General features: G+C 44.9%; 23 protein-coding genes. 8 read left to right on the forward strand and 15 right to left on the reverse strand.

Annotation, left to right across the window (positions count from 1 at the left end; genetic code table 11):
* Positions 1–37 precede the first annotated feature (37 nt).
* The 8 genes from H8S84_RS01130 to H8S84_RS01165 all read right to left on the reverse strand — a co-directional run bounded on the left by H8S84_RS01130 (position 38) and on the right by H8S84_RS01165 (position 7,760).
* Positions 38–649 (reverse strand): thioredoxin family protein, encoded by a 612-nt coding sequence (locus H8S84_RS01130; protein ID WP_187065439.1) that lies wholly within the window; start codon positions 647–649, stop codon positions 38–40.
* Between the two features lie 52 nt (positions 650–701).
* The gene (locus H8S84_RS01135; protein WP_187065440.1) at positions 702–1,586 is read right to left on the reverse strand and encodes a metal ABC transporter permease; all 885 of its coding nucleotides are present in this window, start codon (positions 1,584–1,586) and stop codon (positions 702–704) included.
* Positions 1,587–1,653: 67 nt separating this feature from the next.
* On the reverse strand, positions 1,654–2,937 hold the full coding sequence (locus tag H8S84_RS01140) for a metal ABC transporter permease (RefSeq protein ID WP_187065441.1): 1,284 nt from the start codon (positions 2,935–2,937) through the stop codon (positions 1,654–1,656).
* A 103-nt stretch (positions 2,938–3,040) separates the two neighbouring features.
* On the reverse strand, positions 3,041–3,850 hold the full coding sequence (locus tag H8S84_RS01145) for a metal ABC transporter ATP-binding protein (RefSeq protein ID WP_187065442.1): 810 nt from the start codon (positions 3,848–3,850) through the stop codon (positions 3,041–3,043).
* 3 nt (positions 3,851–3,853) lie between these two features.
* Entirely contained in the window at positions 3,854–4,789 is a 936-nt protein-coding gene (locus tag H8S84_RS01150; RefSeq protein WP_187065443.1) for a metal ABC transporter solute-binding protein, Zn/Mn family, read from the reverse strand.
* A 16-nt stretch (positions 4,790–4,805) separates the two neighbouring features.
* Entirely contained in the window at positions 4,806–5,462 is a 657-nt protein-coding gene (locus tag H8S84_RS01155; RefSeq protein ID WP_187065444.1) for a metal-dependent transcriptional regulator, read from the reverse strand.
* Between the two features lie 91 nt (positions 5,463–5,553).
* Positions 5,554–6,552: a 3-oxoacyl-ACP synthase III family protein gene (locus tag H8S84_RS01160; protein WP_187065445.1), complete on the reverse strand. Its 999-nt coding sequence runs from the start codon at positions 6,550–6,552 to the stop codon at positions 5,554–5,556.
* Positions 6,553–6,632: 80 nt separating this feature from the next.
* Complete coding sequence (locus H8S84_RS01165) at positions 6,633–7,760, reverse strand: glycosyltransferase (RefSeq protein ID WP_187065446.1); 1,128 nt, start codon at positions 7,758–7,760, stop codon at positions 6,633–6,635.
* A gap of 50 nt (positions 7,761–7,810) precedes the next feature.
* Between H8S84_RS01165 and H8S84_RS01170 the strand changes: the two genes are divergently transcribed.
* Positions 7,811–8,623, forward strand: a complete 813-nt coding sequence (locus H8S84_RS01170) for a 2,3,4,5-tetrahydropyridine-2,6-dicarboxylate N-succinyltransferase (protein WP_187065447.1) — start codon at positions 7,811–7,813, stop codon at positions 8,621–8,623.
* Positions 8,624–8,891: 268 nt separating this feature from the next.
* Here H8S84_RS01170 and H8S84_RS01175 read toward each other — a convergent pair whose 3' ends face one another.
* Positions 8,892–9,281, reverse strand: coding sequence for a VOC family protein (locus H8S84_RS01175; RefSeq protein WP_187065448.1), 390 nt, complete (start codon positions 9,279–9,281; stop codon positions 8,892–8,894).
* Position 9,282: 1 nt separating this feature from the next.
* On the reverse strand, positions 9,283–10,188 hold the full coding sequence (locus tag H8S84_RS01180; RefSeq protein WP_187065449.1) for a 3-hydroxybutyryl-CoA dehydrogenase: 906 nt from the start codon (positions 10,186–10,188) through the stop codon (positions 9,283–9,285).
* Positions 10,189–10,625: 437 nt separating this feature from the next.
* On the opposite strand from H8S84_RS01180, the gene H8S84_RS01185 reads away from it, so the two are divergent.
* Both H8S84_RS01185 and H8S84_RS01190 read left to right on the forward strand, forming a co-directional pair.
* Complete coding sequence (locus H8S84_RS01185; protein WP_187065450.1) at positions 10,626–10,778, forward strand: lmo0937 family membrane protein; 153 nt, start codon at positions 10,626–10,628, stop codon at positions 10,776–10,778.
* A 69-nt stretch (positions 10,779–10,847) separates the two neighbouring features.
* The gene (locus H8S84_RS01190) at positions 10,848–10,997 is read left to right on the forward strand and encodes a lmo0937 family membrane protein (RefSeq protein ID WP_187065451.1); all 150 of its coding nucleotides are present in this window, start codon (positions 10,848–10,850) and stop codon (positions 10,995–10,997) included.
* Between the two features lie 70 nt (positions 10,998–11,067).
* Here H8S84_RS01190 and H8S84_RS01195 read toward each other — a convergent pair whose 3' ends face one another.
* The gene (locus H8S84_RS01195; protein ID WP_230407010.1) at positions 11,068–11,745 is read right to left on the reverse strand and encodes a hypothetical protein; all 678 of its coding nucleotides are present in this window, start codon (positions 11,743–11,745) and stop codon (positions 11,068–11,070) included.
* A gap of 27 nt (positions 11,746–11,772) precedes the next feature.
* Positions 11,773–13,398, reverse strand: a complete 1,626-nt coding sequence (locus H8S84_RS01200; RefSeq protein WP_187065452.1) for an ABC-F family ATP-binding cassette domain-containing protein — start codon at positions 13,396–13,398, stop codon at positions 11,773–11,775.
* 337 nt (positions 13,399–13,735) lie between these two features.
* Between H8S84_RS01200 and H8S84_RS01205 the strand changes: the two genes are divergently transcribed.
* Both H8S84_RS01205 and H8S84_RS01210 read left to right on the forward strand, forming a co-directional pair.
* Entirely contained in the window at positions 13,736–14,206 is a 471-nt protein-coding gene (locus H8S84_RS01205; protein WP_187065453.1) for a DUF4199 domain-containing protein, read from the forward strand.
* Positions 14,207–14,241: 35 nt separating this feature from the next.
* The gene (locus H8S84_RS01210) at positions 14,242–14,700 is read left to right on the forward strand and encodes a DUF4199 domain-containing protein (RefSeq protein WP_187065454.1); all 459 of its coding nucleotides are present in this window, start codon (positions 14,242–14,244) and stop codon (positions 14,698–14,700) included.
* Between the two features lie 76 nt (positions 14,701–14,776).
* On the opposite strand, the gene H8S84_RS01215 is transcribed toward H8S84_RS01210, so the two are convergent.
* Positions 14,777–15,010, reverse strand: a complete 234-nt coding sequence (locus tag H8S84_RS01215; protein WP_187065455.1) for a hypothetical protein — start codon at positions 15,008–15,010, stop codon at positions 14,777–14,779.
* Positions 15,011–15,333: 323 nt separating this feature from the next.
* On the opposite strand from H8S84_RS01215, the gene H8S84_RS01220 reads away from it, so the two are divergent.
* Entirely contained in the window at positions 15,334–15,732 is a 399-nt protein-coding gene (locus H8S84_RS01220; RefSeq protein ID WP_187065456.1) for a hypothetical protein, read from the forward strand.
* Between the two features lie 47 nt (positions 15,733–15,779).
* Here H8S84_RS01220 and H8S84_RS01225 read toward each other — a convergent pair whose 3' ends face one another.
* A complete protein-coding gene (locus tag H8S84_RS01225) occupies positions 15,780–16,163 on the reverse strand; it encodes a hypothetical protein (RefSeq protein ID WP_222621549.1) in 384 nt (127 codons plus the stop codon).
* Positions 16,164–16,417: 254 nt separating this feature from the next.
* Between H8S84_RS01225 and H8S84_RS01230 the strand changes: the two genes are divergently transcribed.
* Positions 16,418–17,230 carry a murein L,D-transpeptidase catalytic domain family protein gene (locus tag H8S84_RS01230; protein ID WP_187065457.1) on the forward strand — a complete coding sequence of 271 codons (813 nt, stop codon included), beginning with the start codon at positions 16,418–16,420 and terminating at the stop codon, positions 17,228–17,230.
* 78 nt (positions 17,231–17,308) lie between these two features.
* Here H8S84_RS01230 and H8S84_RS01235 read toward each other — a convergent pair whose 3' ends face one another.
* Positions 17,309–17,506 (reverse strand): hypothetical protein, encoded by a 198-nt coding sequence (locus tag H8S84_RS01235; protein WP_187065458.1) that lies wholly within the window; start codon positions 17,504–17,506, stop codon positions 17,309–17,311.
* Between the two features lie 281 nt (positions 17,507–17,787).
* Between H8S84_RS01235 and H8S84_RS01240 the strand changes: the two genes are divergently transcribed.
* Entirely contained in the window at positions 17,788–18,597 is an 810-nt protein-coding gene (locus tag H8S84_RS01240) for a M48 family metalloprotease (RefSeq protein WP_187065459.1), read from the forward strand.
* Positions 18,598–18,676 lie beyond the last annotated feature (79 nt).

An 18,676-nucleotide genomic window follows, 5' to 3' on the forward strand; every position in this document is an offset into this window, starting at 1 on the left:
TTGTTAAAGAGGCTAAGCAGGACTTTACCAACTGCAGTTACAGGGACTTCTCGTACTCTTTAAAGTTCATCTGCTTGTGATGATTCTCCCCGAAGTAGCGCAGAATCCTGGAAAAATTTTTTGCATCCAGGTAGCCGGGAACAGGAGCCAGCATATTCATTTTCTCGTCGAGGTACACTGTAGTTGGGTAACTCATTTGCCCTTGCAGCAACGCTACTGCCAGCTCATGCGATCTGTATTCCGGCTTGTAAGTATACGTATGGCCGTTGAGGGTAATAGGCTGTTTTCCTTCAGCATCTAACTTTACGGCATAGAAGTGCTCGTTTACCAATGCTGCTACCTCAGGATTTGTAAAAGTGTCCTTGTCCATTTTCTTGCACCAGCCGCACCAGTCGGTGTAAACATCAATAAACACCTTGCGCGGTTCCTGCTTCATGCGTTCAGCCGCCTGCTCTATGGTAAGCCACTTGATTTTTTCTGTGGGTTTGGCAGCTGTTTTTGTGGCTGTTGTAGTGCCCTCTGCTGTTTCAGCCGTTGCTGCAGTTGTTGCCGTGGTACTGTTTGCTGTGGTTGTTGGAGGCGTGCCTTTAGCGCATGATGCAAGTATAACCAAGGCAAGTATAGGCAGTACGGATAGTTTCTTTAGCATAGTGGATGTTTTATCTTTTGCTCTTAACAACGAACAGCGGGTGTAGGTTCTTTTATACTTGTTGCTGCACTGGCTCTACCAACTTTTTACTAATTAGTATACCACGCGACGGGGAGAATAGAAACGCAAGTATAAACTCGAAGCCAGTAACGGTGGCAATGGCCCCGGCAATAGACCCGTCTATCCAAACGGCCAGGTAGTAACCGGCAAATGCAGCCACTATTCCAAGTATAACCGACAGTACCAGCATGGTCTTGAAGTTGTCAGTAAGCAGGTAAGCAGTGGCAGGAGGTGCAACCAACAGCGCCACCACAAGTATGGCGCCCACTGATTCGAAGGAGGCAACAGTGGTAAGCGAAACAGCCGTCATGAGCAGGTAATACCACAGCGAAGTAGATACACCAATAGCTGCAGCATAACCAGGGTCAAAGGCTGTCAGGAACAGTTCTTTGTAGCCAATGATAATAAAAAGCAGAATAAGTATTGTTACTGCGCCAATTGTCCAGACGGTGCGTGGTCCCATACTTAAGCCACCTTCCGTGATCCAGAGATCCAATGGTACATAAGCTATTTCCCCGTATAGCACGCAGTCCTGGTCCAGGTCTACCTGCCCGGCAAATACAGAGATAAGTATAATGCCAATAGCAAAAAGCCAGGTAAAGGTTACGCCAATGGCCGCATCAGACTGTACACGGGCATACCGATGAAAAAACTCTATCAAAAAGGTGGTGAGTACTCCCAGTAAGCCTGCGCCAATAAGCATGGGTACTGAATCGCGCGAGCCGGTAAGCAGAAAGGCGATCACGATGCCCGGTAGTACTGCATGTGAGATCGCGTCGCCTACCATGGCCATGCGCCGCAGGATCAGGTAGCAGCCCAGTAAGCTACAGCAGGTGGCTACAAGCGATCCGGTAAGTATGATCCAAAATGCATTCACGGCTTAATTATTAAATCCTTGATTGTTAACTATTGTTCACTCATTCAAAACTCTTTATCTCTCTACCTCAGGGAATTTGCGCACTGTGCGGGTCCAGCGCAGGGTAGTTTAGCTCCTCCAGAAGGCGCTGCTCCAGTTCCGGTGTAATAATGTGTTCTATGGTTTCTGCGTCTTCGTGCACGTGGTCCGAAGCCAGGTGCAGGTACTGTGTTAGGTATAATTCCCAAAGCCGGTGAAGCCTTACCACACGTCTTCCCCTCGTAATTCCTTCGTGTGTTAAAGCCCATCCGTTTTTGGTCTTCTCCAGGTAACCCTGCGCCTTTAGTTTGCCCAGCCCATACTTTGCTTCCTTGGCTGGTATGGCACGTTTTTGAAGCAGCTCCTGCAACGGCCTGTTAGTCGAGAAATCCTGCTTTGCCTCGCCGAGCTGGTACAAAAGCTTAAGCAGGTTTTCTTCCAGTATAAGTTTTTTATTGCGCTGCCTGCGGATGATGCGCGCGATCCAGCCTTTTCCGGGTGCCAGGGCAAATGAAAGTATGGCGATCATAGAGATGATCAGCACGATCCAGGGGCCTGTTGGCATGGCCGGAGCTGTATATGAAACATAGGCGCCTGCCACTCCGGAGAAAGCTCCCATCAGGGCGGCCAGCACCAGCATAACACCTAGCCTGTCAGTCCAGAAACGTGCGGCGGCAGCCGGGGTAATCAGCATGGCAGCCATCAACACAACACCCACCGCCTGTATGCCTACTACTACAGCAAGCACGGTAAGGGTGGTAAGTAGCAACTCGAGCCCTCTTACCGGAAAGCCGATTGTTTTTGCATAGGTTTCGTCGAAACAAAGCAGCTTAAGTTCTTTGTAGAAAATCAATGTAGCTGCCAGCAACAGCACAGCAACTATACTGAAAGCGATCAGGTCTTCGCCAACCAGTGATGCTGCTTTACCAAACAGGAATTTGTCCAGGCCGCTTTGCGCAGCGTTGCCGGAATGCTGAATTGCTGTGAGTAAAAGTATACCAATGCCAAAGAATACCGACAGCACCAGGCCAATGGCTGTATCTTCTTTAATACGTGAGCGTGAGGTAATAAAATCTATGGCGACAAGTGAAATCCAGCCGGTGATAAATGCTCCAATCAGCAGTATAAATGGATTCTTTGTGCCCGAAAGTATAAATGCAAGACAAACACCCGGTAGCACAGCATGTGCCACAGCATCGCCTACCAGGGCTCTTTTGCGCAATAAGGTAAAACACCCTACCACAGCAGAGCTACCTGCCAACAGCATAGAGCCAAGCGTTACGTAGCGCACGTTGGCATCTGCAAAGGACAGGAATTCAAAAAACTCTTTCATGGTGTAACGGATGGTTGCTATTTGCTTAGATCAGGATTTGCAGATTTTAAGAAGATAAACAGGATTGAATTTTATACTTATTAGCTCTCCGCACCTGGCTCTCTTAACTTTTGACTCTTTTAACTTTTGTTTCTCTGGACGGAAACTCCTGTTTGCGAAGCAGGTCGCCGACTTTGCTCAGCACGGTTAGCTTACCGCCATAGGTTTGCTCCAGCAGTTCCTGTGTCAGTACTTTTTCGGTAGGGCCGGAGGCAACAAGGCGCATGTTCAGTAGTACCACCCAGTCAAAGTAATCGGCTGCTGACTGCAAGTCGTGATGCACGACTATAACTGTTTTACCCTGGTCGCGCATGGTGCGCAGCAGTTCTATAATGGCTGTTTCAGTGGCAATGTCTACACCGGCGAAGGGCTCATCCATAAAGTATAAATCAGCGTTCTGCGCCAGCGCTCTTGCCAGGAACACCCGCTGCTGCTGGCCCCCTGAAAGCTGCGATATCTGGCGGTCTGCGTAGGCTTGCATGCCCACTTTTGTTAATGCCTGCATGGCAGCGTCTTTGTCGGCCTGCCGTGGTCTTTTGAAAAGACCCATGTTGCCGTAGCGGCCCATCAGCACCACATCAAACACAGAGGCCGGGAAATCCCAGTCCACGGACTCGCGCTGTGGCACATAGCTGATGCGTTTGCGCACATCCTTAATCTGCTTATCGAATAGGCGCACATAGCCACTGCCGGATGGCAGCAAATCCATCATCGCTTTTATTAATGTGGACTTTCCCGCTCCGTTTGGCCCGATTACACCTACCAGTGCCCCGGCAGGTATGGTTAGGTCTACTCCCCACAGCACAGGCTTCCGGTCATAACTTACCGTCAGGTCGTGCACTTCTACTACCGGGTTTTCTACTTGCAGTATCATAAGCTACTTTAAAGAAGATACAATTGTGTTCACGTTGTGGCGCACCATGCCGGCATAGGTTCCTTCCGGTGTCCCATCCTCGCCTAAGGCGTCAGAATACAGGGTGCCGCCAATCTTCACGTTATGCCCTTTTTGTTCACTGCCAATTACTACTGCCTCAATGGCTTTTGGCGATACCGACGACTCTACAAACACCGCTTTGATCTTGTTCTGAGAGATAAAGTTTACCAGCGAAGACACGTCCTGTAACCCAAACTCCGACACTGTTGAAATACCTTGCAGGCCGCGCACCTGAATATTATAGGCATCTCCAAAATATCCGAATGCATCGTGTGCCGTGATCAAAATACGCTGTTCCGCTGGAATAGACTGGATTTCCTGTTCTACCCATTGGTGCAGTTCATCAAGTTTTTGCAGGTAAGCGGCTGTGTTCTGCTGATATACTTTAGCGTTGGCAGGGTCTTTCTGCTGTAGTTCCTGGCTCAGATGCTGTACTACTTCTTTCCAAAGCGTTACATCAAACCATACGTGCGGGTCGTGGCTGTCCTTGTATTGCGGAGACCGTTTTAACTTTTCTTCGGCTATACTTTCTGCGCCTGCAACCACTGTTTTCTGGCGGCTTAGCTTCTCCAGCACTTCACCCATTTTACCCTCCAGGTGCAAACCATTGTAGATCACCACATCGGCGTCCGTCAGCTTTTGCAGGTCGCCTTGGGTGGCCTTGTACAGGTGCGGGTCTACACCGCTTCCCATAATGGATTCTACATCAGCTGTGCTGCCTATAATATTCTTTACGGCATCTTTTAAAATGCTGGTAGTAGTTACTACTTTCATGCGCTCACCTGCCTCCAATGCACCCTTACTCTCGGTTTGTGTGCAGGAGGTAAAGGCCAGGAGAAGCAGGCTACCTATTAAGAGTATAAATCGGGTATATGGCATAGGTAAGAATGTGAGGCTAAGCTGATAAGAAGATATTTTTAGAAACCTCGCTGGATATAAGTAAGGCTTTATCCTCGTCCAATACAATCTCAAGGGAATTGTCGTAAGGCATTTTATCCATGATGCGAATTTTAGAGCCTAGCGAGATGCCCATTTTGTCAAGGTACTGCAGGAACAGCGGCTGCGAATCGTTTACGCCAACCACTACACCGGCATCATTCACATCCATCTCGGCAAGTAGGCGCTGTTTTTTCTGTTTCATTTCGCCGGTTTCTGATGGTATCGGGTCGCCATGCGGGTCGAACTGCGGGTGACCCAGGAATTCGTCGAGGCGTTTAGTGAGCAGGGTAGAGGAGATGTGCTCCAGTTCTTCCGCCACATCATGCACCTCATCCCAGTTAAACTTCAGTTTCTCTACCAGGAACACTTCCCAAAGCCGGTGCTTACGAATGATCTGTAAAGCGATTCGCTCACCTTCTTCAGTTAATGTCACGCCACGGTACTTCACATAGTTCACAATATTCTTTGTGCTCAGTTTGCGCAGCATGTCAGTAACGGAGGCAGCTTTGGTGTCCAGTACCTCGGCAATGGCATTCGTGTTTACCTCCTGGGTACCGTTCTCCGAAAGCTTATAAATTGCTTTTATGTAGTTCTCTTCTGTATAACTGTGCACGGGTGATTCATTTTGAATGTGTGAATGAGTGATTTTGTTAATGAAGATTTGCTATTCGCTCATTCACAAAATCACTCATTCGCAATTAAATTTACCAGCGTATAAGCGCCGAAGCCCAGGTAAAGCCACTGCCAAAGGCTGCAAGACATACCAAGTCGCCTTCTTTTATACGACCTTCTTCTATTGCCTCGCTAAGTGCAATCGGAACAGAAGCTGCCGTGGTATTGCCATACTTGTGTATGTTGCTCATCACTTTTTCAGATGGCAAGCCCATTTTCTGCTGTATGTAGGAGGTAATGCGAAGGTTGGCCTGGTGCGGGATCAGCATGTCGATGTCCTCTGGTTTGTAGCCATTCTTCTGCAGGGCTTCCATGATAACCTCCGGGAAACGGGTAACAGCATGCTTGAATACCATGTTGCCGTTCATGTAAGGGAAAATGGAGCCGCTGTCGATCATCTCGTGTGTCAGGCGTTCCTTTTTATTGCTGCCCGGATCAAGCACTGCCAGTTCCTCGGCAAACTCACCATCAGCGTGCAGGTGCGTGGATAGTATGCCTTTGTCGTTACTTTCTGATGCTGTTAATACAGCTGCACCGGCACCGTCTCCGAAAATGACAGAAACACCACGGCCGCGGGTTGTAAAGTCCAGCCCGCTGGAGTGAATCTCAGAGCCTACCACCAATATGTTGTTGTACATGCCGGTCTTAATAAACTGATCGGCTACAGAGAGCGCATAGATAAACCCGGAGCATTGGTTGCGTACATCCAGGGCCGGAATCTCTTTTATACCTAACTCCCGCTGTAACAACACACCAGAGCCAGGAAAAACATAATCAGGGCTTAGTGTTGCAAAAACGATCATGTTCAGGTCCGAAGGTTCCAGCCCAGCCATTGCAAGAGCTTTGCGAGAGGCCTGTGCGGCCATATTGGCTGTCGTGTCTACTCCTTCCTGAAAGTAACGGCGCTCTACAATACCTGTACGTTCACGGATCCACTCATCAGAGGTATCCATTAACTTTTCAAGGTCTTTGTTAGAAACCACATTCTGGGGTACGTAATGGCCTACGCCGGCTATTTTTGAGTTACGCATAATGCAAGTTTGTTTAACGTTACAAATATAATGTATTTTATAAATTTAGACAAGTCTAAAAATAAGTTTACTGTTGTGTATTATCTGATCATGTTGCTGATCATATCAAGAAGCTTTGGCTCTTCCTCATCCCAAAAAATATCTTTAGGTGTGTTTTTAGTATAAAACTGCTGCTGCCTTAACTGTTTAACCAACTCAGCGGCATTTATACTTTCAAAAGCTACGGACAGCCCTGCCTGATGCTGTTGTACTATACCTTGCCACAAGGGGTTTTGCGATATCAGAATTATGAGCCCGTGAGCCATGTATTCATAAAGTTTGGTAGGTATGCAGTTTGCTGTGCTTTGGTTCGGCCGGTAAGGGAGCAAGCCGATCGTACTTTGCTGCATTTCCCGGATAATGTCGGTGTGCGGTACTAAGGTAGTCCCCCCAATAATGCTGATATAACTTTTGCCTTTGGTAGCCTCCTGTACTTTTTGCCAGGTATGGCTATTGGAGCAATATCCTATAATAGTTAGTGTAGTATTCTTATCTAAAGTATAGAGCCTGTCTGCTAACGCAATTGCTTCCAGTATGCCATATTCCTCAGAAATGCTGCCCGAGTACAGAAGTCGAAGTTGTTTGTCTGGTAAGCTAACCGGGGTGTTAGGTAAAGTATAATCCGGCTGGCGCTTATACTTGTTCTCTAGTATGATGAAGCGGTCCTTCAAAAAGGTTAATTCGTTGGCGTAGCACCGCTCGGCAAGTATAAAGCTGGATACTGACGGGGTAGAAAACCGTTCTATACTTTCAACTCCGAAGGCGAGCAGCTGTTTTACGAGTGCCGCGTAGTTGAACTGGCTGCGCAGATTCAAAGCATAATTTTCCTGCACATCATACACAAGCTTTGCTTTATACTTACGGCAGTACAAAAGGCTTGTAAGCAACAACTCATGCGTGCACACAATAACAATAGCTGGCTTAACTGACAGCAGCAGGCGGTAATAATCGAATTGTGCTGTAAACCTGCCAACACTTAGCCGCTTGAATTTAAAGATTGGGTGAAAGGTGATGTTGGTAGGAGCAGACGCAGGCACTGGAGCTGAAAATCCACAGATATGTACCTGTGTATTTGGTATTTTGCTGATTGACAAACCCAGCTTTTCATACATGCGGGTATCATTAATGGGCTTTAGCAGCGAGGCGAGCAGAATTCTCTTTTCAGACATCGTCTAAATTTAATACTTTTACGCATTAATCTTACTTAACAAATTTTTAGATGGCGCTAAGAGATATTATAGAGCAGGCATGGGATAACCGCGAACTGTTGCAGGAGAGCAACACAGTAGAGGCAATCCGTGCTGTAATAGAAGAACTGGACAAAGGTACTTTGCGTGTAGCAGAACCAAACGGCGACGATTGGCAGGTAAACGAGTGGGTGAAGAAAGCGGTGTTGATGTACTTCCCAATTCAGTCCATGAAAACGATTGAGGTTGGTCCGTTTGAGTTTCACGATAAGATTGCCTTGAAGCGCAACTATGAGCAGCTTGGTGTGCGTGTAGTACCTCACGCGGTGGCGCGATACGGTGCTTACCTTGCCAAAGGTGTGATCATGATGCCTTCTTACGTGAACATCGGAGCCTATGTAGATTCTGGTACAATGGTAGATACCTGGGCTACTGTAGGCAGCTGTGCGCAGGTTGGTAAAAATGTGCACCTGAGCGGTGGTGTTGGTCTTGGTGGGGTGCTTGAGCCGGTTCAGGCTGCTCCGGTTATCATCGAGGACGGTGCCTTTATCGGATCCAGATCTATACTTGTAGAAGGTTGCCGCATTGGCAAAGAAGCTGTGATTGGTGCAGGAGTTACAATTACAGGTAGCTCCAAGATCATCGACGTTACCGGCAGTGAGCAGAAAATCTATAATGGCTACGTACCTCCGCGTTCAGTGGTAATTCCTGGCTCATATACTAAAAAATTCCCTGCTGGTGATTTTCAGGTGCCATGCGCTTTGATCATCGGTCAGCGTAAAGAGAGTACGGACCTGAAGACATCGCTAAACGACGCGCTTCGCGATAACGCTGTTGCTGTATAATTAATCTGCGGAAATTGCTGATTATTATACTTCAGCAGTTTTCAAGGTATAAAAGTGCCTCTGTCGGTAGTTTTGGCAGAGGCACTTTTATTTTACCTGACCTCGCAGTGTTTACAGAACCTGTGTGCGTCTTACAGTTTTTGAGATTAACCATTATTTGCACAAAACGACAACTAGTAGCTCACAGGAACTGTGCATGCTGTTAGGTATAAAGTATAAAGCCCCTGCCGTTGATACGGCAGGGGCTTTAGTTAAAGAGATATCTAAACTACTCCCGTGAGTGCAGTGCAATGCGGTTGCCTTCAGAATCCAGGAAGAGGGCCATGTAGCCTATGTCTTCAGCAATTAGTGTTTTATGCTGCAATACTTTGCCACCGGCAGGTTCTATGTTGGCTAATTCATTTGCCAGATTGCCGGAAGGAGAGGTAAAGTATACGAGCACACCATCTGTACTTGGTTTGTACCACTCTTTGTGGTGGATCAGCGTACCGGCTGCGCCCTTGCCTTCTTCATCCGACGGAAACCAGGCCATTTCCAGTTCACCCATCGGGTGGTGCTCCATCTTAAAGCCAAACACTTCTTCGTAGAATTTAATAGCACGCTGCAAGTCGTTGGCAGGAATCTCAAACCAACCTACTACATTGTTTTGCTGGTTCATACTATTGCACGAACTGCTGCTTCTTAAAACGATCGGCAACGATCAACTCTCTGGTGCCATGCGTCCAGGAGTAAAAGCCTTGTCCGGATTTGACCCCTTTGTGGCCAGCCTGCACCATATTAACCAATAAAGGGCATGGTGCATACTTAGGATTGCCAAAACCATCGTGCAATACATTCAGGATTGACAGACAAACATCCAGGCCAATGAAATCGGCAAGCTGAAGCGGACCCATCGGGTGAGCCATACCTAGCTTCATGATTGTGTCTATTTCCTCAACACCTGCCACGCTCTCATAAAGGCTATAAATAGCTTCGTTGATCATCGGCATCAGGATGCGGTTTGCAATAAAACCTGGGTAGTCGTTGCACTCTGTAGGCACTTTGCCTAGCTGCAAAGAGATATCCATGATCTCACGTGTTACAGCATCTGAAGTAGAGTAGCCACGGATAATCTCCACCAATTTCATTACTGGCACCGGGTTCATAAAGTGCATGCCTATCACCTTGTCTGGACGGTCAGTAACAGAGGCAATTTTTGTGATAGAGATAGAGGAGGTGTTAGAGGCAAGTATGGCTTCTGGTTTTGCGAAGGTGCTCAGGTCGCGGAAGATCTTCAGTTTAAGGTCTACGTTTTCTGTGGCGGCTTCTACTACCAGGTCAACGTCCTGCACGCCTTCCTGCATGCTGGTAAAAGTGGTGATGTTCTTTAGGGTATGCGCCTTCTGCTCTTCAGTCAGGTTGCCTTTTGCTACAATGCGATCCAGGTTCTTGGCGATAGTGCCTAAAGCTTTCTGAAGCGCCTCCTCCGAAATATCTACAAGAGACACCTGAAAACCATTCTGGGCAAAAACATGGGCTATGCCATTTCCCATTGTGCCGGAACCAATAACTGCTACTTTTTTCATATGTGGGTTAATGAGTTTTAAGATTTATATATACAAAAATACTATAAATAAAGATAAATCAGACTTCTGTACCTGCTGGTATTGGAAGACTTCAATTATTGTGCTATGCCTTGATGTTGATATGTAACATGATTTAGAAGGGAATAAGATTTTTGACTAATTAGAAAAGTATAAACTAGAGCAATTGTTTTTGCCTGTTGAATCTTTGCTAATGCAGTTTAAGCCATGATTAGGCTGTTTGTTTAACTATCTTTTATTTGAGCAAGAGGGGAGAATACAAAACAAAAATATCAAGCTATTCTAATCTTTTTATAGCAGGGTGCGTAAAAGCTAGAAGCAAAAAAATACAAATGTAGATTTTGTAACACATAGCGTACATTGTTAGTATGCAGGAAAGCAAAACAGACATTTGTAATCTGGAACAAGACAAAAAAACTATGGGAAATTTATTGTATATAATCGCTGTCGTGCTGATTATTTTCTGGCTGATCGGCTTCCTGGGATTCCCGGATGCTGTAGGCGGTATAATCCACGTGTTACTGGTTTTGGCCGTTATCGCCGTATTGTTACGTTTGATACGCGGAGCTTAACCTGTTCAATTAAAATTCGTTATAAAGAATATTATTGTTAATTAAAGAACTCACTAAACAAATAAAACTATGGGAAATTTATTGTATATAATTGCTGTAGTACTCGTAATCTTCTGGTTGATCGGTTTCTTAGGATTCCCTGATGCAGTAGGTGGTTTAATTCACATCTTACTTGTGATTGCCATTATCGTGGTACTGTTACGACTCATACGAGGCTAACGCTCAAAGCTTAGCTTGTAAATAGAGAAAAAAAAGGGGCTGCCATTTATGGCAGCCCCTTTTTTATACTTTACTTCCTGAACGGAATATTAAAACCTGCCCGAATGACGGGATTTGAGTACGGCGAATCTGTATCATTGAAGTTGTATAGCAGAAGCAGATCAAAGGAGGCTCTGCCGGCACTTTGCCTGTAGCCTACCCCAGCTAATGGCGTATACACAATCCTACGACTCAACTCAAATGAGCCATTGGTGGTTCGCCAGTAGTTCTCGTGGCTTAGCACCTCATACTCTGCATGCACCAGCAACGATCCGTCGTTTACGATACCACCTAAAACCTCATGCTGGGCAAATACCTTCCCCCCGAAGTTCTGGAAAGTCTGACCACCGGACCTGATGAAATGATATACAATGCCAGGACCAACGCTAAACTTAGGCGTTATTTTATACCCAAGTATAGGCAGCAGCGAAATATTGGTATAGTTGCCAAACTGTAGTCCAAAGCTGCCGCCAAAGTATAGACGGTCCAGAAATTCTAATTCTTCCTGCTGTACTGCTTCCTGCGGTATTTGCACAACCACAGGCTTTTCCTTCGTTTTAGGCTTATTCTCCTGCACAGGAGTAGGAGGGCCGGTCGGCAGTTCAGGCTTGCGGTAAACAGTATCAGGTATTTGTGAAAAGGCAGGTATGCTGGTTAAAAGCATAAGCAGTAAACTCAGCATACCTGCTACTGTGGTGTGTTTCTTCATCTTAAAGTATAAGCTTTAGCCAGGAAATTAAACCAGGGCTGCGGCATACATCTTTTTACGAAGTTCTTTGATGTTTTCGTCAGCCAGGTACTCCTCGTACGTCATTCGCTTGTCAATGATACCGCCTGGCGTTAATTCGATGATACGGTTTGCAATGGTATCCACAAACTGTAAGTCATGAGACGAGAACAGGATGGTGCCGTCGAAATCGCGCAAAGAGTTGTTAAGAGCTGTAATCGACTCCAGGTCCAAGTGGTTGGTAGGCTCGTCAAACACAAGCACGTTACCGGACTGAAGCATCATACGCGAGAACATACAACGTACTTTCTCACCACCTGACAACACGTTGGCTTTCTTCAGCGACTCCTCACCTGAGAAAAGCATACGGCCCAGGAAGCCACGGATAAAGCTTTCGTCTTTTTCAACAGAATACTGGCGCAACCAGTCTACCAGGTTAAGGTCAGTGTCAAAGAACTCCTGGTTATCTTTCGGGAAAAAAGAAGAAGTAATAGTAGTACCCCACTTAAAGTCTCCGCTATCTGCCTTATCTTCTTCGAACAGAATTTTAAAGAAAGTAGAGGCAGCAATGTCGTTACGGCCAATCACGGCGATCTTGTCGCCTTTATCTACCATAAAGCTGATGTCTGTAAAGATCGGCTGACCATCAACAGATTTGCTCAGGTTTTCTACGTGCAGGATTTGGTTACCTGCTTCGCGCTCTGGTTTAAAGGCAATGTAAGGGTACTTACGTGATGACGGCTGAATATCCTCTACAGTAAGTTTCTCCAGCAACTTGGCACGTGAAGTAGCCTGCTTCGATTTGGAGGCGTTTGCGCTGAAGCGACGGATAAACTCCTCCAGTTCCTTACGCTTGTCCTCGGTTTTCTTGTTCGCATCGGCACGCTGTTTCAATGCTAGTTGGCTTGACTGGTACCAGAAACCATAGTTACCGGCAAACATCTTAATCTTGCCAAAATCAATATCAGCCACATGCGTACAAACAGCATCCAGGAAGTGACGGTCGTGAGAGATCACGATAACGGTGTTGTTAAAGTTATCGAGGAAGTTCTCCAGCCACATGATCGACTCAGCGTCCAAGTGGTTGGTAGGCTCATCGAGTAACAGGATGTCCGGGTTACCGAACAGGGCCTGTGCCAACAGGATACGAACCTTCTCGCTACCGCTAAGGTCTTTCATTAAAGTATAGTGCAGGTCTTCTGTAATGCCCAGACCACTCAGGAGCTCTGCTGCCTCGTATTCTGCGTTCCAGCCTTCTAGGTCGGCAAACTCGCCTTCCAGTTCTGCTGCGCGCTCACCGTCTGCATCTGTAAAATCAGCTTTGGCGTAAATAGCGTCTTTTTCCTGCATAATGTCCCACAGGCGCTTGTGGCCCATAATCACTGTTTGCAGCGCAGGATATTCGTCATACTCAAAGTGGTTCTGCTTTAATACCGCCAAACGTGCATTTGCCGGAATCTCCACAGAGCCTGTGTTTGGCTCTATCTCGCCAGATAATATCTTCAGAAAAGTAGATTTGCCCGCACCATTGGCACCAATAAGGCCGTAACAGTTGCCGGGAACAAACTTAATAGTAACATCTTCAAATAATGTGCGCTTACCGTAAGACAAGCTTACATTGTTGGTACTGATCATATAATGTTATGTATGAGTAAGTATGGGATATAAACTTAAACTGGCCGTAAAACTACAAAATAAAAACGTGGATTGGCGAAACTTACTGTAACAACCATGAGGTTTGCAAAAGAAAAGCAGTCTTTAATCCTTTTTAAATCAACTGATTCTGGGCCATAAGCTAAAATTTTTACATCAAACCACAACGCCACACTACTTTCTTTAGTATATAGTTTTAGTAATATAAAAGTAACTGATACGGTTATTTTGCAGTTTTTTAGCTGCTCTCTTAACCAAATTAGCGGCTAAACTGTTCATTTTAATGACGTTAATTTAGAACCTGAAAAACCAATATAGCATGGCATATAAGAATGTAAGCTATCAGAGTGTAGCAATTAAGTATGGTATCATTGTAGGAATTGTTCATATTGTGTACTTCCTGCTCATGTGGGCATTAGGATTACAAGAAATTGTAGAGCTATCTTTCTTTAGTGCCGTATTTCTCATCGTAGGTATTATAGTTGCTATATCAAGATTTAAAAAGATTCGTGATGGCAAAATTCAATATTTTCAGGGCTTAGGTATAGGTGCTACTACTGGTGCCGTTTCTTCTATTATACTAGCCATTTTCCTGATGATTTTTGTTAGCACTGTGGGGCAGGAATATCTGTATTCTCTTCAGACTAGCTATCTGTTCCCGGAAAGTTTGTCGAAGCTGTCCCTCTTTTTGACTACTATAGTGTATGGTACAATACCTGGCTTGTTCATTGCCTTTATTGCGATGCAGTGGTTTAAACGCCCTGACCATACTATGCCTGAGAGAATATAAGTATAAGAGACATAGAGCACCCTTAAACTATTGCTATGGAAAAAATAGGCCTCAAGTACGGCTTGCTTACTGCCATTGGCTTGGCAGTGTACTTTGTATTAATGCGACTAGTGGGCCTTTCTCACATCATTGAGCTCCGCTTTCTGAATGGTATTATCATGGCTATAGGAGTAACGATGGCAATCAGGGCTTACAAGATAAAAGTAAGAGGTAACATCGGTTATTTTAGCGGATTCGGTGTGGGTGCTATCACAGCCATAGTTGGCACTACGCTGTTTGCGGCGCTTATGCTGCTTTACATTAAATTAGGAGGCGGTTCTCTTATAGAAACTCTTTCTGCAGAACGTTACTTTGGAGAACGGGTGCAATCGACGCCTGGTATTGTAGTTTTCTCGGTGTTGATGCTGGAGGGTGTTATATCCGGGGTTATGATCGCTTTTATTGCAATGCAGTATTTTAAGCAGAAAGATCACAAAGTACCAAACAGCCCATGATAAAGGTATGTTCTGACAAAATAAAAGAGGCCCAGCCAATTTTTTGGCTGGGCCTCTTTTATTTTGCTTCTTTGTTTTAACCCACAATGTGGTCGGGGCGCTGAATTATTTGTACAACTATCTCATGTAAATCACCTTCTTTATCTTCTAATTTATAAATCACCATTGGGTTATCTGCATCATGGATAGATTTTGTACTTACTACGCGCTCTCCTTCGTTAAGCTTATCTTCCAGTTGGGGGGTTAAGTCTTTAAATGCTTTCGCAAAGTCAACTTCCAATTTGCTGGGGTTATAGTATGTTGTTCTCATGAGACTCTATCGTTTGGCAAAACCAAGTATAATTTTAGGCTTTGCGGTTATACTTATAAAAATACTATTTAACATAGTCTAATATTTTATACCCCTGCATAGTCCAAGGGTTTCATATAAATTGTATTTGAGCCATATTCTTGATTGCGTTAAAGTATGTATGCTAAAAGTATAACAAATATCTATTGTACTATATTTTTGTAGTATTGGAAAAGTATAAAAATAATCTGTAAAATACCAAACCAACTTTTTGTTTTGTCGTTTTAACTACAGGATACCTTAGAGCAGATTGGCCGCAGGGGAGAATAAAAAAATAAGTAAATATGAAAAGGATTTTACTTTTAGCTTTTGCAATTGGTATGTGCACTACAGCAAGCGCACAGCTAATAAAGATTAACGAAGATGCCTATTTAGATAAGAAGGTGTTGGAGGTGAAAGTAGAGGGTGCCGACATGATCGCCATGGATCTGCAAAACGAACTTAACCTATCTAAAGAGCAATATGAGCAGGTAGTGCAGCTAAACCAAATGCGTTTTAAACAAATAGAGGAGGCGGAGAAGACGCACCAGCAGGATGAGCTTCTTCGATCTAAAACCATCTATGCCATCAACCTTGAAACAGACAAGGCATTGGGGGCTTTGCTAGACCCAAAGCAAATGAGACTGTACCTGGAGATGGAAAGTAAACAAACACGGTTTGTAAGCGACAATGCAAAAGACTAATTAACCGCTATAACAGAAAGGCCCGAGTATCATCTCGGGCCTTTCTGTTATAGCGGGTTTTTATAGGTTACTTCCGAAACTTTGCCAGTGGGGTTTATGCGCACCTCCACCCAGTTAGCTTCAGACATTTTGCGGCGCTCCTGACATTGTGTGCCGGATTCCAGGTAATAATAGTAGATACGTTGATTGCGCTCCAGCAAACTCTCGCTATCTGGCTTGCCCAGCAGGTTGCGTACCACATATTCTTTCTTGCCGTATAGTTCTCTCCGTATTTTTTCAAACTCTCCGGTCATGCTTTGGCGTTTTCCGTTACAAGCATAGCGGTCATTCTTCCAGGTCTCGCTGTCAAAGCCTTTTAAACTGTCAGGCACACCGCAGGCTGCTAGCTGCAGGCAAAACAATAAACATAGGGGTACTAATCGTTTTATCATAACAACACTAAGTTTAACTGCTAAATAACCGCGTGGCAAAGGTACATGTTTATCTCAAACAAACCGATTCTGTCTATCTTTAGCAGGTGATGCTACCAAACGCCTCTAAACAAGTTGCTTATGCCTTGATGTAAGTATAAAAATGTCCGGAATAAAAGAAAGAATTTACACGAATTACACCTTAACCGGAACAATTTGTACTCTTTTACCTGTTGGTTTTATGATTGCGTAAACCTAAAGCTTAATAAATATCTATGTTAAGAATTGCTCTTACTTCTTTAGCCCTCGGATTATTATCATTTACAGCACCTATTTCTCCAGCAGCAGAAAATTCACCTGAAATATCAACCTCACTAAATAAAGCCGCAAACCGTAATGGTTCTACCTTATCTTTTAGCGAAAAGGTAATGGCGTTTGACGCGCATGTGCAAGGTGTTTATCAGCAGGCTGGTTTAAAGGAGAAGGGTTTGTCTTATGAGGTGTTCCGAAATGCATATGTAGGTTTTCAGAACTTCAAGAACAAAAAATTAGCATCAGCCTCCAACTCTATACTTACAGTTGTCGATTTTACAAAGCCAAGCAGCAATAAGCGCATGTGGATTATCGACCTGAAGTCTAAAAAAGTTTTATTTAATACGTTGGTGGCGCACGGACGCAATACTGGAAACGTAACAGCAGATAAATTTTCTAACCAGCCTAACTCTTATATGAGCAGCGTAGGTTTCTATTTAACAGATGCTACTTATTATGGCAAGCATGGCCTATCATTAAGGCTATCGGGCATGGACAAGGAGTATAACTCAAACGCTATGACGCGTGCTATAGTAGTACATGGAGCTGATTATGCTACCGAAGCTTTTATAAAGCAGAATGGCCGCCTGGGCCGCAGCTTGGGATGCCCGGCTGTACCAAGGGAAATTTCAAAAGATGTGATTGAGACCATTAAGAATAAGACAGTAATGTACATCCATGGAAATGAAAAAAACTACTCTTCTAATTATTTAGATCAGGAAGCTGCTATAAATGCTTTTGCAGCGAATGACCTGGACGATCTGGTTACTGTATAGAATAAAATAGAATAAACTTATGTATATGAAAAGTCCCTTTGGCTAATACCAAAGGGACTTTTTTTATTTATTACCTGCTCAGGCTTCGTCTTTTATAGTCTTTATCAGACTGATACCTGAAAAGAAGAAAATCAGGCCTACAATAAACGGAACAGCAGCCGTGTATTGGCCAACCGCTACACCATCACCTCCCATCAGAAAGGCATAGGCTCCCCAAATAATCCCGATGATGCCCAAAATTAGCAGTACACCACCAAAGGTTCTTTTCATATTCATAGTTATGTAGTTTAAATTAAACTTCAGCTTACCCCTCAGGGCAATTTTAATCGTATTACGGAATTGCTATTGCTAAGTATAAATTATACACTATATCAGGCTAGGAAATAGTATTTACAGTATGATTCTCTGCTGCTGATACCTCCAGTATCTGAAGCTTGTTATACTTTTTGTAGTTCTTCTTTTAGTTCTACTGCACCAGAAATCGTACAGTATTATAAAACACTCTTTTAGCGAGATGGGGTGAAAATAAGCAAACAAGAAAACTATGAAATAGGACAATGAGAGGCATAATAAAATTTATAATAGCTCTATTAATTGCCGCAGTATCGTTAGTTACATATTGGTGCAACACCCAGGAAAATGAGTTTACCGGCGAAGAGCAGCACGTTGACATGACCGTAGAGCAGGAGATTGCCCTCGGTTTGCAGGCAGCTCCGCAGATGGCAGAGCAGTACGGTGGCTTACACCCCGACAGAGAAGCGGCGACACAGTTGAAAGCTATTGGCCAAAAGTTGGTACAAAGCACCCAGGTAAGCGATACGCCTTATGAGTTTGATTTTCATTTGCTGGCAGATGAACAAACGGTAAATGCCTTTGCGCTACCCGGCGGACAAATCTTTATCACAGCGGGGTTATTAAAACGCCTGGAGTCTGAAGCGCAGTTAGCCGGTGTGCTGGCCCATGAAATTGGCCACGTGGTTGCAAGGCACTCGGCAGAGCAGCTGGCAAAGGCAAAGCTTACCCAGGGCTTAACCGGCGCAGCGGCCATTGCCACCTATGACCCCGATAACCCTGCCAGCAGAACAGGTGCCATTGCAGCAGCCATGATCGGGAAGCTGCTGAACATGAGCTACGGACGCGAAGATGAGCTGGAGTCCGACAGGCTGGCTGTTAGGTTAACAGGCAAGACAGGCTACGACCCTCGCGCTATGATGCGGGTAATGGAAATACTGGAGCAGGCAAGCAGTGGAACCCGCGGACCAGAGTTCATGCAAACGCACCCGAACCCGGGTAACCGCATTTCTCAGATCCAGCAGGCAATAGAAGAGGAATACCCAAATGGATTGCCTTCTGATCTTGTACAATAAACCGGCTTAAAACACAACTTTAAATAAAAGGTGGTGTATAAGTAGAAGTACAACACGGCCTTGGCGCCTGTTGCCTCCT

The sequence above is a fragment of the Pontibacter cellulosilyticus genome (assembly GCF_014306105.1).
GTDB classification, from domain to species: Bacteria; Bacteroidota; Bacteroidia; order Cytophagales; family Hymenobacteraceae; genus Pontibacter; species Pontibacter cellulosilyticus.

Bases quoted from the DNA above. Each gene is read 5' to 3' on its own strand.
- H8S84_RS01215 (WP_187065455.1), bottom strand. From the start codon at position 15,010: ATGAGAACAACATACTATAACCCCAGCAAATTGGAAGTTGACTTTGCG.
- H8S84_RS01195 (WP_230407010.1), bottom strand. From the start codon at position 11,745: ATGAAGAAACACACCACAGTAGCAGGTATGCTGAGTTTACTGCTTATG.
- H8S84_RS01185 (WP_187065450.1), top strand. From the start codon at position 10,626: ATGGGAAATTTATTGTATATAATCGCTGTCGTGCTGATTATTTTCTGG.
- H8S84_RS01150 (WP_187065443.1), bottom strand. From the start codon at position 4,789: ATGCCATATACCCGATTTATACTCTTAATAGGTAGCCTGCTTCTCCTG.
- H8S84_RS01240 (WP_187065459.1), top strand. From the start codon at position 17,788: ATGAGAGGCATAATAAAATTTATAATAGCTCTATTAATTGCCGCAGTA.
- H8S84_RS01210 (WP_187065454.1), top strand. From the start codon at position 14,242: ATGGAAAAAATAGGCCTCAAGTACGGCTTGCTTACTGCCATTGGCTTG.
- H8S84_RS01180 (WP_187065449.1), bottom strand. From the start codon at position 10,188: ATGAAAAAAGTAGCAGTTATTGGTTCCGGCACAATGGGAAATGGCATA.
- H8S84_RS01205 (WP_187065453.1), top strand. From the start codon at position 13,736: ATGGCATATAAGAATGTAAGCTATCAGAGTGTAGCAATTAAGTATGGT.
- H8S84_RS01230 (WP_187065457.1), top strand. From the start codon at position 16,418: ATGTTAAGAATTGCTCTTACTTCTTTAGCCCTCGGATTATTATCATTT.
- H8S84_RS01165 (WP_187065446.1), bottom strand. From the start codon at position 7,760: ATGTCTGAAAAGAGAATTCTGCTCGCCTCGCTGCTAAAGCCCATTAAT.
- H8S84_RS01235 (WP_187065458.1), bottom strand. From the start codon at position 17,506: ATGAATATGAAAAGAACCTTTGGTGGTGTACTGCTAATTTTGGGCATC.
- H8S84_RS01190 (WP_187065451.1), top strand. From the start codon at position 10,848: ATGGGAAATTTATTGTATATAATTGCTGTAGTACTCGTAATCTTCTGG.
- H8S84_RS01200 (WP_187065452.1), bottom strand. From the start codon at position 13,398: ATGATCAGTACCAACAATGTAAGCTTGTCTTACGGTAAGCGCACATTA.
- H8S84_RS01220 (WP_187065456.1), top strand. From the start codon at position 15,334: ATGAAAAGGATTTTACTTTTAGCTTTTGCAATTGGTATGTGCACTACA.
- H8S84_RS01225 (WP_222621549.1), bottom strand. From the start codon at position 16,163: ATGATAAAACGATTAGTACCCCTATGTTTATTGTTTTGCCTGCAGCTA.
- H8S84_RS01140 (WP_187065441.1), bottom strand. From the start codon at position 2,937: ATGAAAGAGTTTTTTGAATTCCTGTCCTTTGCAGATGCCAACGTGCGC.
- H8S84_RS01160 (WP_187065445.1), bottom strand. From the start codon at position 6,552: ATGCGTAACTCAAAAATAGCCGGCGTAGGCCATTACGTACCCCAGAAT.
- H8S84_RS01145 (WP_187065442.1), bottom strand. From the start codon at position 3,850: ATGATACTGCAAGTAGAAAACCCGGTAGTAGAAGTGCACGACCTGACG.
- H8S84_RS01130 (WP_187065439.1), bottom strand. From the start codon at position 649: ATGCTAAAGAAACTATCCGTACTGCCTATACTTGCCTTGGTTATACTT.
- H8S84_RS01170 (WP_187065447.1), top strand. From the start codon at position 7,811: ATGGCGCTAAGAGATATTATAGAGCAGGCATGGGATAACCGCGAACTG.
- H8S84_RS01175 (WP_187065448.1), bottom strand. From the start codon at position 9,281: ATGAACCAGCAAAACAATGTAGTAGGTTGGTTTGAGATTCCTGCCAAC.